The 12,988-nt window shown below is 60.0% G+C and carries 15 protein-coding genes; 11 read left to right on the top strand and 4 right to left on the bottom strand.

The window, feature by feature from the left end:
* Nucleotides 1-424 precede the first annotated feature (424 nt).
* The 9 genes from ffh to leuC all read left to right on the top strand — a co-directional run bounded on the left by ffh (nt 425) and on the right by leuC (nt 8,337).
* Nucleotides 425-2,008, top strand: a complete 1,584-nt coding sequence (gene ffh / locus AC1DM5_RS12210; RefSeq protein ID WP_477821918.1) for a signal recognition particle protein — start codon at nt 425-427, stop codon at nt 2,006-2,008.
* A gap of 16 nt (nt 2,009-2,024) precedes the next feature.
* Complete coding sequence (locus AC1DM5_RS12205; RefSeq protein WP_037101839.1) at nt 2,025-2,345, top strand: chorismate mutase; 321 nt, start codon at nt 2,025-2,027, stop codon at nt 2,343-2,345.
* A 49-nt stretch (nt 2,346-2,394) separates the two neighbouring features.
* Nucleotides 2,395-2,763: a 30S ribosomal protein S16 gene (gene rpsP, locus AC1DM5_RS12200; protein WP_477821917.1), complete on the top strand. Its 369-nt coding sequence runs from the start codon at nt 2,395-2,397 to the stop codon at nt 2,761-2,763.
* Nucleotides 2,764-2,889: 126 nt separating this feature from the next.
* On the top strand, nt 2,890-3,459 hold the full coding sequence (rimM, locus tag AC1DM5_RS12195) for a ribosome maturation factor RimM (RefSeq protein WP_477821916.1): 570 nt from the start codon (nt 2,890-2,892) through the stop codon (nt 3,457-3,459).
* Nucleotides 3,460-3,464: 5 nt separating this feature from the next.
* Entirely contained in the window at nt 3,465-4,166 is a 702-nt protein-coding gene (gene trmD, locus AC1DM5_RS12190; protein WP_477821915.1) for a tRNA (guanosine(37)-N1)-methyltransferase TrmD, read from the top strand.
* Nucleotides 4,167-4,365: 199 nt separating this feature from the next.
* Nucleotides 4,366-4,902 (top strand): 50S ribosomal protein L19, encoded by a 537-nt coding sequence (gene rplS / locus AC1DM5_RS12185; protein ID WP_037070794.1) that lies wholly within the window; start codon nt 4,366-4,368, stop codon nt 4,900-4,902.
* A 146-nt stretch (nt 4,903-5,048) separates the two neighbouring features.
* The gene (locus AC1DM5_RS12180; protein WP_477821914.1) at nt 5,049-5,846 is read left to right on the top strand and encodes a basic amino acid ABC transporter substrate-binding protein; all 798 of its coding nucleotides are present in this window, start codon (nt 5,049-5,051) and stop codon (nt 5,844-5,846) included.
* 18 nt (nt 5,847-5,864) lie between these two features.
* Nucleotides 5,865-6,683 carry an amino acid ABC transporter permease gene (locus AC1DM5_RS12175; RefSeq protein WP_477821913.1) on the top strand — a complete coding sequence of 273 codons (819 nt, stop codon included), beginning with the start codon at nt 5,865-5,867 and terminating at the stop codon, nt 6,681-6,683.
* A 244-nt stretch (nt 6,684-6,927) separates the two neighbouring features.
* Nucleotides 6,928-8,337: a 3-isopropylmalate dehydratase large subunit gene (leuC, locus tag AC1DM5_RS12170; protein WP_477821912.1), complete on the top strand. Its 1,410-nt coding sequence runs from the start codon at nt 6,928-6,930 to the stop codon at nt 8,335-8,337.
* An 83-nt stretch (nt 8,338-8,420) separates the two neighbouring features.
* Here leuC and AC1DM5_RS12165 read toward each other — a convergent pair whose 3' ends face one another.
* Together AC1DM5_RS12165 and AC1DM5_RS12160 are read right to left on the bottom strand one after the other, a co-directional pair.
* Complete coding sequence (locus AC1DM5_RS12165) at nt 8,421-9,251, bottom strand: aldo/keto reductase (RefSeq protein WP_477821911.1); 831 nt, start codon at nt 9,249-9,251, stop codon at nt 8,421-8,423.
* Between the two features lie 146 nt (nt 9,252-9,397).
* Nucleotides 9,398-9,946, bottom strand: a complete 549-nt coding sequence (locus AC1DM5_RS12160; RefSeq protein ID WP_113319784.1) for a L,D-transpeptidase family protein — start codon at nt 9,944-9,946, stop codon at nt 9,398-9,400.
* A 141-nt stretch (nt 9,947-10,087) separates the two neighbouring features.
* Between AC1DM5_RS12160 and AC1DM5_RS12155 the strand changes: the two genes are divergently transcribed.
* Nucleotides 10,088-10,771: a response regulator transcription factor gene (locus AC1DM5_RS12155; protein ID WP_007814583.1), complete on the top strand. Its 684-nt coding sequence runs from the start codon at nt 10,088-10,090 to the stop codon at nt 10,769-10,771.
* A gap of 1 nt (nt 10,772) precedes the next feature.
* Entirely contained in the window at nt 10,773-11,228 is a 456-nt protein-coding gene (locus AC1DM5_RS12150) for a cyclic nucleotide-binding domain-containing protein (protein ID WP_113319785.1), read from the top strand.
* Between the two features lie 4 nt (nt 11,229-11,232).
* Here AC1DM5_RS12150 and AC1DM5_RS12145 read toward each other — a convergent pair whose 3' ends face one another.
* Together AC1DM5_RS12145 and AC1DM5_RS12140 are read right to left on the bottom strand one after the other, a co-directional pair.
* Entirely contained in the window at nt 11,233-12,036 is an 804-nt protein-coding gene (locus AC1DM5_RS12145) for an exodeoxyribonuclease III (RefSeq protein WP_477821551.1), read from the bottom strand.
* 202 nt (nt 12,037-12,238) lie between these two features.
* Nucleotides 12,239-12,922, bottom strand: coding sequence for an outer membrane lipoprotein carrier protein LolA (locus AC1DM5_RS12140; RefSeq protein ID WP_477821550.1), 684 nt, complete (start codon nt 12,920-12,922; stop codon nt 12,239-12,241).
* Between the last annotated feature and the right edge of the window lie 66 nt (nt 12,923-12,988).

Genomic DNA, 12,988 nt, shown 5'->3' with positions numbered 1-12,988 from the left:
AGCGGAATATTTTGCAACTGGGATTTAGCGTGAATTCGGCCCACCGATCAAAATATTCAACTAAACATCGGCGAATTTTAAAGCGAATATGTTAGTGTATATAGATATATACTTCCGTTACCGCGGACCGGCTGCGTAGCGGAATATCCCTGCACCGCTCCTGCCGCGCGACTTCAGAAAAGTCTCCCACGACGCCGTTGAACGCATTCGCCTTGACTTTCCCGCGGCTTTCCTGTTTATCGCGCCAAATCTGCGACGAGTAACAGACTCCGAGCCGCCGACCGGGACTGGATTCCGGAGGTCAACACCCGACAGCGCGCTGCGCCCTCGGGTGCTTTTTGGCTTTGCGTCTTGTTTTCGTCAAGGAAAAGCACGACGTTCCAGGGCATCCCAAAACTCCCCGAAACGTATCAAGGAAGAACCGATGTTTGAGAACCTCCAGGACCGTCTTGGTTCCATCCTGAATGGACTGACAGGCCGTGGCGCGCTTTCGGAAAGTGATGTTTCCGCAGCGCTGCGGGAGGTTCGCCGTGCGCTTCTGGAAGCCGACGTTTCGCTTGAAGTCGTCCGCTCCTTTACCGACCGCGTCCGTGAAAAGGCCGTTGGCGCCGAGATCCTGAAGTCGATCAAGCCCGGCCAGATGGTCGTCAAGATCGTCCATGACGAGCTCATCGAGATGCTCGGCGGCGAAGGTGTCGGTGTCGACCTTCATGCAGCCGCCCCGGTCGTCATCATGATGGTCGGCCTGCAGGGCTCTGGTAAGACGACGACGACGGCAAAGATCGCCAATCGCCTGACGACGCGCGAGAAGAAGAAGGTGCTGATGGCATCGCTCGACACGCGCCGTCCGGCAGCGCAAGAGCAGCTTCGCCAGCTCGGCGCCCAGGCCAATATCGACACGCTGCCTGTTATTGCCGGCCAGTCTCCGACCGATATCGCCGCCCGCGCCGTTCAGGCTGCGAAACTCGGCGGCCATGACGTCGTCATTCTCGACACCGCCGGCCGTACCCATATCGACGAACCCTTGATGGTCGAAATGGCCGACATCAAGAAGAGGTCGAACCCGCACGAAATCCTGCTGGTCGCCGATAGCCTGACCGGCCAGGACGCCGTCAACCTCGCCCGCAACTTCGATGAACGCGTCGGGATCACCGGCCTCGTACTGACCCGCATGGATGGCGATGGCCGCGGCGGTGCGGCCCTTTCCATGCGCGCCGTCACCGGCAAGCCGATCAAGCTGATCGGCGTCGGCGAACGAATGGGCGAGCTGGAGGAATTCCATCCCCGTCGCATCGCCGACCGTATCCTCGGCATGGGCGATATCATCTCGCTCGTCGAGAAGGCTGCTGAAAACATCGACGCCGAAAAGGCGGCTGCTATGGCCGCCAAGATGGCCAAGGGCAAGTTTGACCTGAACGACCTCGCCGACCAGCTGCGTCAGATGCAGAAGATGGGCGGCATGGGCGGCATCATGGGCCTGATGCCCGGCATGGCCGGCATGAAGGACAAGATGGCCGCCGCCGGCTTGGACGACAAGCTGTTCGGCCGCCAGATCGCCATCATCCAGTCGATGACCAAGGCCGAGCGCGCCAACCCTGATATGCTCAAGCATTCGCGCAAGAAGCGCATCGCTGCCGGCTCTGGCACCGATGCGGCCGCCATCAACAAGCTTCTGAAGATGCATCGGCAGATGGCCGACATGATGAAGATGATGGGCGGCAAGGGCAAAGGCGGCATGATGAAGCAGATGATGGGCGGCCTTGCCGGCAAGATGGGGCTGGGGGGCCTCGGCGGCATGGGCGGCATGCCTGATCTCTCGAATATCGACCCGAAGCAGCTTGAAGCGCTGCAGAAGCAGGCGGAAGCCGCGGGTCTCGGAAAGCCGGGTGGGGGTATGCCCGGTCTAGGCGGAGGCTTGCCGGGCGGATTGCCCGGTCTTGGCGGCGCAAAGCTGCCGGGCCTCGGTGGTGGTTTCCCGGGCCTGCCCGGATTGCCCAAGAAGAAGTGAAAGGATCGCCTGCCCCATGATTGATCCAGACGTCAAAGCCCAGCTTTCGAGCTACCGCCAGTCGATCGACAATATCGATGCGGCGCTCGTCCACATTCTGGCCGAACGCTTCCGCTGCACCAAAGAGGTCGGCGTGCTGAAGGCTAAGTACAAGTTGCCGCCGGCCGATCCGGCGCGCGAGGAATACCAGATCGCTCGTCTTCGTCAGCTTGCCGAAGATGCGCATCTGGACCCGGATTTCGCCGAGAAGTTCCTGAACTTCGTCATCAAGGAAGTCATCCGGCATCATGAGCAGATCGCTGCGGACCACGCTGAACAGAGCGCCGCAGCCCGATAACCATGCCGCTCAACGAAGCGGTTCAAGAAAAGCCTAAGGAGTAAAGAACATGGCACTGAAAATTCGTCTCGCACGCGGTGGTTCCAAGAAGCGCCCGTACTACCACGTCGTTCTCGCCGATGCCCGCAGCCCGCGTGACGGCCGCTTCCTCGAGAGCCTCGGTTCCTGGAACCCGATGCTCGCCAAGGACGACGAAAAGCGCGTTCAGCTGAACGGCGAGCGCATCAAGCACTGGCTCGATCAGGGCGCCCTGCCGACCGACCGCGTCCTGCGCTTCCTCGACGAAGCCGGCATCTCCAAGCGCGAAACCCGCAACAACCCGGAAAAGGCAAAGCCGGGCAAGAAGGCTCAGGAGCGCGCTGCCGAAAAGGCTCAGAAGGCTGCTGACGCCGCTGAAGCTGCTACTTCCGCCGAATAATCGGTTTCGACCCAATCCAGACGGGCGGCATGGCGACATGCCGCCCGTTTTCGTTTCCATTCCCACGCACTTCGTTTATGAGAAGCGTGATCTCAGCTTCTTGCCTGCGTTCGAATGAAGGAACCCATGACCAAGCTTGAAAATCCGGTGCTGATGGCAACCATCGGCGGCGCGCAGGGCATTCGCGGCGAGGTGCGTGTAAAGGCCTATACGGCCGATCCGACCGCGCTCGGCGACTATGGCCACCTACACAGCATGGATGGACGCGTTTTCGAAGTTCTCGAACTGCGCGAAATGAAGAATATCGTCGTCGTCCGCTTCCGCGGCGTCAACGACCGCAACGCCGCCGAGGCGTTGAACGGCCTGGAACTCTATATCGAACGCGACAATCTGTCGGATGAGGAACTGGAGGACGACGAGTTCTTCTATGCCGATCTGGAGGGGCTCGAAGCCTTCGACGATCAGGGCACCAGTTACGGCACAGTGACCGGGGTCTTCGATTTCGGCGCCGGCGATCTTCTGGAGCTCAAAGGTCCCGGCAAGCGTCCGGTGCTGATCCCCTTTTCGGAAGCCTCCGTGCTGGAAATCGACCTTGAAGCCGGCAAGCTGCTTATTGATCCGCTTGCAGCCGGCCTCGTCGACAATCCCGACGACCTGAAGGGGCTCGCCCCCGGCAAGCCGAAGAAAAAGAAGTAGGCGCCATGGCTTTCCGGGCGACCGTGCTGACACTCTACCCGGAAATGTTTCCGGGCCATCTGGATTTTTCGCTTGCCGGCAAGGCGGCAGAGCGTGGACAATGGTCGCTCGATACCGTGCAGATCCGCGATTTTGCGACGGATAAACACCGAACCGTCGATGATACGCCGGCCGGCGGCGGCGCCGGCATGGTGCTGAAGCCCGATGTGCTCGCCCGGGCCATCGACAGCGCTTCTGAAAATGACAACCGCCCGCGCCTGCTGATGAGCCCGCGCGGCAAGCCGCTGACGCAGGAGCGCGTGCGGCAGCTGGCGGCCGGCGACGGGGTGATCATCGTCTGCGGCCGTTTCGAAGGCGTCGACCAGCGTGTGATCAAGGCACGCGAACTCGAGGAAGTCTCGATCGGCGATTACGTACTGTCAGGCGGCGAGCCGGCAGCGTTGATCCTGCTCGACGCGATCGTCCGCATCCTGCCGGGTGTCATGGGCAATGACCTCTCCGGCCTGCATGAAAGCTTCGAAGGCGGACTTCTGGAACATCCGCATTATACCCGCCCGCAGGAATGGGAAGGCCGCGAGATTCCGGCGATCCTCACTTCCGGCAATCACGGCGCCATCGAGAAGTGGCGCCATGAACAATCCGTCTCGCTAACAAAAGAACGGCGGCCAGACCTGATTAGGGCGCAGAAGCCCGAAAAAACGGGCTGATTTCACAAATTTGTCGTTCAAGGGATGACAGGTGGAAGTCTTTCGTGTAATGGCGCACGCGGAAATGGGGTTTAACCCCGTCTGCCAGCAAACAAAGAATGGCGAATCCGCTCCCGCCCGCAAGGGCAAACTCCGGAGGCATCGACCGAAGGACAGTGTGAGCGCTCTGGCTGTTTCAGAAGAACCAAAGGTTAAGACGATGAACATCATTCAGCAGCTTGAGGCCGAACAGGCCGCCAAGATCGAAGCCAAGCGCACCCTTCCTGAGTTTTCCCCGGGCGACACAGTCCGTGTCAACGTGAAGGTCACGGAAGGCAACCGTACCCGCGTTCAGGCCTACGAAGGCGTTTGCATCGCGCGCTCCGGCGGCGGCCTGCAGGAAAACTTCACGGTCCGCAAGATCTCTTACGGCGAAGGCGTCGAGCGCGTATTCCCGGTCTACTCCCCGATGATCGAAAGCGTCGAAGTCGTTCGCCGCGGTAAGGTCCGTCGCGCCAAGCTCTATTACCTGCGCGATCGTCGCGGTAAGTCGGCTCGTATCGTCGAGAACACCGGCACCCGCGCCCGCAAGCTCAACGATGCCGAGCGTCAGGCCCTTGCCGAGGAAAAGGCACGTATCGAAGCTGAAAAGGTTGCAGCAGCTCAGGCTCTCGCCGCCGAAAAGGCAGCAGCAGAAGCCGCTGAAGCAAAGGCCGCCGCAGAAGCTGCAGCCGCTGCTGAAGGTTCGGCTGAATAAGCAGCTCGCGAAAGCGAAATCATTGCATGGGAAAGGCGGTCTTTGGGCCGCCTTTTCTTTTTTGCGCCAGTGTGTAGCGCCTGCAGCCTTGCCATATCAGCATCTTCCATGACAATTCTGCCGTTCAAATATTGGGGAGCCACACCATGTTCTTTCGCCGCACTATTCTTGCCGGCCTGACCGCCGCAATGCTTTCGCCGCTCGCAGCTTTCGCCGCCGGCCTGCCGGATCTTGGCGGCAAGACTGTCGTCGTGGTGACGGAAAACGCCTATCCGCCGCTGCAGTTCGTCGACCCCAAGTCCGGTCAGCAGATCGGCTGGGAATATGACGCGATGAACGAGATTGCCAAGCGACTGAACTTCAAGGTCGAATACCAGAACACCAGCTGGGACGCGATGATCCAGGCCGTGTCCGACGGCCAGTACAACATCGGCATGACCGGCATCACCATCAAGGACGATCGCAAGCAGAAGGTTGATTTCTCCGATCCCTATATGCGCTCACAGCAGTTCATGCTGGTTCGTGGCGATGAGAAGCGTTTCACCGACGCCAAGAGCTTCGGTGCCTTCAACGATGGCCTGATCGGCGCCCAGCCCGGCACTTCACCATTCTATACCGCCGTCTATGAAATCCTCGATGGCAACGAACAGAACCCGCGCATCAAACTCTTCGAAACCTTCGGCGCAACGGTGCAGGCTCTGAAGACCGGCGATGTCGATCTCGTCCTGACCGACAGTGTCGCTGCCAAGGGTTATGTCGATTCCTCGAATGGCGGGCTGAAGGTCGTCGGCGAACCGCTCGGCACCGAGGATTTCGGCTTCATCTTCCCGAAGGGTTCCGATCTCGTCGCTCCCGTCAATGCCGCCATTGCCGACCTGAAGGCGGACGGCACCTTTGATGCGCTGAACAAGAAGTGGTTCCTCGACTACAAGATGGGCCAGTAATCCCCCGAGCGATCGCAGATGGCACTACCACCATCCCCGCGACACGAGAAGGACGACCGTCCCTGGTGGCTGGTCGTGCTTGTTCTGATCGGCATCGTTCTCGCCGTCGTCATCATCACCAACGACATCTACACGCAGGTCTTCCGGACCGTCGTGAATGGTGCCGGCATTACCGTGTTCGTGACACTCGTCGCCTTTGTGCTGGCGACCGTGCTCGGTCTGGGCATTGCTCTACTTGGCCTCTCCGATAGTATCGTGCTGCGCCAGATCGCCCGCTTCTACATCGAGATCATCCGGGGCATTCCAATCCTCGTGCTGCTCTTCTATATCGCCTTCGTCGGCGCGCCGGGCGTTGTCGCAGCCTATAATTTCCTGATCACCCCCCTGGTGAAGGCCGGTATTGCTGAGCCAATCCTCGTGCGTGATCTGTCGCTGATGTGGCGCGCCATCATCGCCCTGATGATCGGCTATTCCTCTTTCATTGCCGAAATCTTCCGCGCCGGTTTCCAGTCCGTCGATATCGGCCAGATCGAGGCGGCCAAGTCGCTCGGCCTGTCGCGCTACCGCCGTTTCAGGCTCGTTGTCTTCCCGCAAGCGATCCGGGTGATCTTCCCGCCGCTCTCCAACGACTTCGTCTCGATGGTGAAGGATTCCTCCCTCGTCTCCGTTCTCGGTGTCGCCGACATCACGCAGATGGGCAAGGTCTATGCCTCCGGCTCCTTCCGCTTCTTCGAGACCTATTCGATCGTCACCTATATCTACCTGATCCTGACAATCGGCCTGTCGCTCTTCCTGCGGCGGATCGAGAAAAAGATGAAGCAGATGCCGCGACGCTAGAGCCGTCGCACGATTCGAATTGCCGTTTCGATCAAAAATCGCTATATCCAGCGCCATGGAATCCAAATTCAGATGCATCGGTGCGCATATTTTCGTGCTGCAGGACCATTATCGCCTGCCGGCACGTTTCTTTGCGTGCGTTTCCGGTGCGCTCAACAGCCGACTTCGTTGATCGAATGACGGCCGGCGGAGCTTGTCCGCCATATCCTTAAATTCCATGCTCCAGCCAAAACGGACTATAGCCATGAGCGCACCGCGTACCCTTTACGACAAGATCTGGGCCGACCACCTGGTCGATGAACAGCCTGACGGCACCTGTCTTCTCTATATCGACCGTCACCTGGTCCACGAAGTCACCTCGCCGCAGGCCTTCGAAGGCCTGCGCATGACCCACCGCAAGGTTCGCGCGCCTGAAAAGACGCTTGCCGTCGTCGACCATAACGTTCCGACCTCACCCGACCGCCATCTCGGCATCAAGAATGAGGAAAGCCGCATCCAGGTCGAAGCGTTGGCAACCAATGCGGCCGAATTCGGCGTCGAGTATTACTCGGCAAGCGACAAGCGTCAGGGCATCGTTCACATCGTCGGTCCGGAACAGGGTTTCACCTTGCCCGGCATGACCATTGTCTGCGGCGACAGCCACACCTCGACGCACGGCGCCTTCGGCGCGCTGGCGCATGGGATCGGCACCTCCGAGGTCGAACATGTCCTGGCGACCCAGACGCTGATCCAGAAGAAGGCGAAGAACATGCTGGTGCGGGTCGACGGCCTGCTTCCACCGCATGTAACCGCCAAGGACATCATCCTCGCCATCATTGGCGAGATCGGCACGGCCGGCGGCACCGGCCACGTCATCGAATTTGCGGGCGAAGCTATCCGCGCGCTGTCGATGGAAGGTCGCATGACGATCTGCAACATGACGATCGAAGGCGGAGCCCGCGCTGGTCTGATCGCCCCTGACGAAAAGACCTTCGAATACATCAAGGGCAAGCCGCGTGCGCCGAAGGGCGAGGCGCTGGAACAGGCGATTGCCTACTGGAAGACACTGCAGACCGATGAAGGCGCTCATTACGACCGCGTCGTCGTGCTCAATGCTGCCAACCTGCCGCCGATCGTATCCTGGGGTTCCTCACCCGAGGACGTGATTTCCGTGCAGGGTATCGTACCGAACCCTGACGATATCCAGGACGAGACGAAGCGCACCTCCAAATGGCGCGCGCTCGACTATATGGGCCTGAAGCCGGGCACCAAAATGACCGATATCACCCTCGACCGCGTCTTCATCGGCTCCTGCACCAACGGCCGCATCGAGGATCTGCGCGAGGTCGCCAAGGTTGTTGAAGGCAAGACCGTTGCGTCGACCGTCGATGCCATGATCGTTCCGGGCTCCGGCCTCGTGAAGGAACAGGCAGAAGCCGAAGGCCTCGACAAGATCTTCAAGGCGGCCGGCTTCGACTGGCGTGAGCCGGGCTGCTCCATGTGTCTCGCCATGAACGACGACCGCCTGAAGCCGGGCGAGCGTTGCGCCTCGACCTCGAACCGCAACTTTGAAGGCCGCCAGGGCTTCAAGGGCCGCACACATCTCGTCTCGCCGGCCATGGCCGCCGCAGCCGCGATTGCCGGCCACTTCGTCGATATCCGTGAGTGGAACTGATCTCTCTCGGACATCCGAGATGATAAAAGCCCGGCGCGCGAGCGCCGGGCTTTTTAGTTGAGCAGATGCAGAGGAGACAGCGCTTAGAACGTCGCCGTGTACGGATCCGGACCCATGCGAGCGCCGGCGCTATCGAGCTTGGCGATCGCGGCCATGTCTTCGCCATCCAGTTTGAAATCGAAGACATTGAAGTTCTCCTCGATGCGCGAGGGCGTCACCGACTTCGGAATGACGACGAGGCCGGTATCGATGTGCCAGCGGATGATCACCTGCGCCGGCGTCTTGCCGTGCTTGGCAGCAATCTGACCGATGACCGGATTGGAAATGAAGCGGCCCTGACCGAGCGGGCTCCAGGATTCCGTGACGATGTTCAGCTTCTTATGCGCTTCCTGCGCCGCCTTCTGCTGAAAATCCGGATGCAGCTCGATCTGGTTGATGACGGGAACCACGCCTGTATCGCCGACGATATGGTCGAGATGGTCTGGATAGAAGTTCGACACACCGATGGAGCGGACGCGGCCTTCTTCCCGCAAGCGCACGAAAGCCTTCCAGGTTTCGCGATAAAGCGCGCGATGCGGCGACGGCCAGTGGATGAGATAGAGATCGATATAATCGCTACCGAGCTTCTTCAGGCTAACCTCGAAGGCACGCAGTGCATTGTCATAGCCCTGGTCGGTATTGCGCAGTTTCGTGGTGACGAAGATATCCTTGCGGTCGATGCCTGAGGAGCGGATGCCTTCGCCGACGCCCTCTTCGTTGTCATAACCGGACGCCGTATCGATGTGGCGATAGCCGGCGGCAAGTGCGGCGCGCACGGTCGGAGCCGCGATATCCTGCGGCGTCTGCCAGACGCCGAGACCCACCTGGGGAATGGAATGTCCGTCGTGGAAGGTAATGATGGGCTGAGTGGTCACAATATATCTCCGGAAGTTTGAAGGATTGGCCAAAGACACGAATTGAATGGGGCATGAATTGAAGCCGCGAAGCGGTTTTCCCTGGACGCATCGCAGCCCGCGCGTCCGGTCGAAAGTCCATATAGGACAGAGAGCCCGCAATACAATCAGAGAACGCGGAGGATCGTTCCCTTTCTGAGGTGAGGCAGAATGCGGCGCATGTCGCGAGCGCTGATCGCAACACAGCCGGCGGTCGGCTCGTATCCTGGCCGGATGAGATGGAAAAAGATCGCTGAGCCGCGATTGCGCGCCCGAGAGGTCACGTTCCAGTCGAGCACCAGGCAGATATCATAAAGCCCGTCCTTCCGCTTCATCTCCTCATGGCTCGGTTTGAACGGCGCCTTGACCAGCCTGTTGTAATTCGCATCGGCGGGCTGATCGCACCACAGCATGTCGGACCGGATGCGCTTGATGGGCAGCGCTGTAGGGAGACGGCCGTTTCGTTCGCCGCGCCGGAAACCGTAGAGCAGCCGCATGGCAGCAATCGGCGTCGCCCCGTCGCCTTCCCGCTTGATCACGGTCCGGCCGCTACGGCCGATCGCGGCGGGCAAGGTGAGCGGGCCAAAGCAGACGATAGCTCTGTTTGGCTGGCCCGGCGCGGCACGCACCACGAGCGTTGAGGGCTGCCCATTTCGCTCTCGCCTTGCTTTTTCCATTTTTCTCGCATGTTCTTGAATTGCCTTGGGCTTCGATTGAAACCATATGAGACCCTAGGCAGCAACAGCAGCAGATCGCCAATCCTTGCCAAATGTGGAATTTGGCGTAGGAGTATCTGACCAACGCAAGGACGCACCCGCATGACCGCACGCACCATTCTTCTGGTGGATGACGACGACGACCTTCGCCAGACGCTGACGGAGCAATTGTCGTTGTATGAGGAATTCTCGGTCCTGCAGGAAGCGACCGCGGGCAAGGGCGTCCAGGCCGCCCGCTCCAATCCGGTCGATCTGCTGATCATGGACGTCGGCCTGCCCGATATGGACGGCCGCGAGGCGGTAAAGCTGCTGCGCAAGGGTGGCTTCAAGGCGCCGATCATCATGCTGACCGGTCACGACACGGATTCAGACACGATCCTTGGCCTTGAGGCCGGCGCCAACGACTATGTGACAAAACCTTTCCGCTTCGCTGTGCTTTTGGCGCGCATTCGCGTGCAGCTTCGCCAGCATGAGCAGAGCGAAGATGCCACTTTCACCGTCGGCCCCTATCTCTTCAAGCCGAGCCAGAAGCTGCTGACCACCGACAACGGCCAGAAGATCCGTCTGACGGAAAAGGAGGCGGCGATCATCCGCTACCTCTACCGCGCCGAACAGAAGGTCGTGACCCGCGACGTACTGCTGGAAGAAGTCTGGGGCTACAATTCCGGCGTTACCACACACACGCTGGAAACCCACGTTTACCGTCTGCGCCAGAAGATCGAGCGGGATCCGTCCAACGCCGAGATCCTCGTGACGGAAAACGGCGGCTACAAGATCATCCCGTAGCATGTCTCTTTCCGACGATATCAATCTGCTGGCGCAGCTTCCGCTCTTCAAGGACATGAACGACGACCAGTTGCGCCTGATTGCCTTCGGCGCAGACCGTCGGGTGATTGCGGCGGGGCAGATGCTGTTCCGTCAGGGCTCGCCCGCCGAAAGCGCCTATGTGATCACGAGCGGTAGCCTCGAACTTAGCGTGACGGGCTCGGATGGCATGGCGCGAACCGAAGCCATCGCTGGCGCCGGTGCATTGATCTCGGAGCTGGCTCTTATAACGCTGGTGGAGCGCAAGTTCACGGCAATTGCCCGCGAAGATACCGGCATCATCCGCATTACGCGGGCGCTGTTCCTTCGCCTGATCGAGGAATATCCCTCGGCGGCTCGCATTATGGAAAACCGTATCCGCGACAGCATTGCCGATCTCGCGGCACAGGCCGCAAGCCAGTTTCACCGTTTCAGCTGACGTTTCAGAGGTTGAGATGTACGGTCACCGGCACATGGTCGGACGGCCGCTCCCAACCGCGTGCTTCCTTCAGCACCTCGATGCGCTGCAGATGCGGACCGAGGTCGGGCGAGGACCAGATATGGTCGAGGCGCCGGCCCTTGTCGGCAGCTTCCCAATCCTTCGCGCGATAGCTCCACCACGTATAGAGCTTCTCATTGGCAGGTACATGCTGGCGCATGAGATCGTGCCAGCCGCCACGCTTCATCACCTCGAGTAGCCCGTCAGTTTCGACGGGCGTATGGCTGACGATCTTTAAAAGCTGCTTGTGCGACCAGACATCATGTTCCAGCGGCGCGATATTGAGATCACCAACGAGAATGGCTGACGTGTTCGGTTCGGCGCTCGCCTTGAGGTTCTTCATCTCCTCGATGAAATCGAGCTTGTGGCCGAATTTCGGATTGATCATCCGGTCCGGCTCGTCGCCGCCGGCAGGAACATAGAAATTATGCAGGCGGATGCGCCGGTTGCCGCACTCGAAGACCGCCGAGATGTGGCGCGCATCGCCGACATTGCAGTAATCCTGACGGTGATCCTCGGTCAGCGGTAGGCGCGAGGCGATGGCAACGCCATGATAGCCCTTCTGGCCGTGGATGATGATGTGCTCGTAGCCCATGGCGCGCAGCGGTACCAACGGGAAGAGATCGTTCGTGACCTTGGTTTCCTGCAGGCAAAGGATATCGGGCCTGTGCTTCAGCACGAGCTGCTCGACGATCGGCATGCGCAGCCGCACCGAATTGATATTCCAGGTGGTGATGGAGAAGCTCATGCCATACCCTTTCAGATCCCTCTGAAAAGGCTTTAGAGCAAAGGCGTCAGCGAGAAAACCGGCCGCAGGCAAAAGCGGCCGGCGATCAACCGAAAAGCGCTACAGCACCGGCCCGAAAATCGGGATCGATTTTCGGAAAGCCTGATGCGTGGATTCGACGAGATAGAGCGTCCTCTGTGCGTCCGAATGGACGCACAGGGCTCTAGTCGCGGTTTGCCGAGGTGCCCTTGATATCCTCGTAGGGCACGCGGAAGACGCGCTCGTCGAAGGCAACGCCGGTCTTCACGTTGAAGATCATCACCGACGTGTCCTTGCCCTGGTTGTCGGTGATCGTCCACTGGCGCAGGTCATAGGTCTTCGGGTCGAACATCATCGTGATGGTCGAGTTGCCGAACACCGTATTATTTCCGAGCGAGATCGTTGTCAGATCGGACTCTTGCTTCACGCCCTTCACCATGCCGGCGGAAAGATCAATATGCGGCGCGAGTAGCAGGCTGAGCGGCGTCTTGGAAAGCGGATAGAGATCCCAGGTCTTCAGCTTCACGTTGCCGATCGCGACGTTCCTGCCATCGGCAATGACACGCATCGGCGACGGATCGTCATAGTTGAAGCGCAGCTTGCCGGGACGCTCGATGAAGAACTTGCCCCCGGTCTGTTCGCCACGAGGGCCAAACTGCACGAACTCGCCCTGCATGGTGGCGACGCCGGAGAAATGATCGGCAATCGCCTGTGCCGTGGCACTGTTGGCAGCGGGTGCTGCCGCCTGGGCAACCTGGGCAAGAGCGGGAAACGGAACAGCGGTTGCAACGGCCGCAACAGCGAAAACGCCAAGAACGTCACGGCGGGTTACCGGCAGGCCGGAAAAGATGGACGCGGAGTTGGTCATGTGAACCTCCTGTATGCGGTCTGCATGCCGCCGAAAGGCGGCGTCTTCAAGGCGCCGCGATCGCCC

This window comes from Rhizobium sp. 01T437 (genome assembly GCF_056398505.1).
Note: the sequence above shows the minus strand (reverse complement) of the source record. Positions and strands in the feature narration are given on the sequence as shown.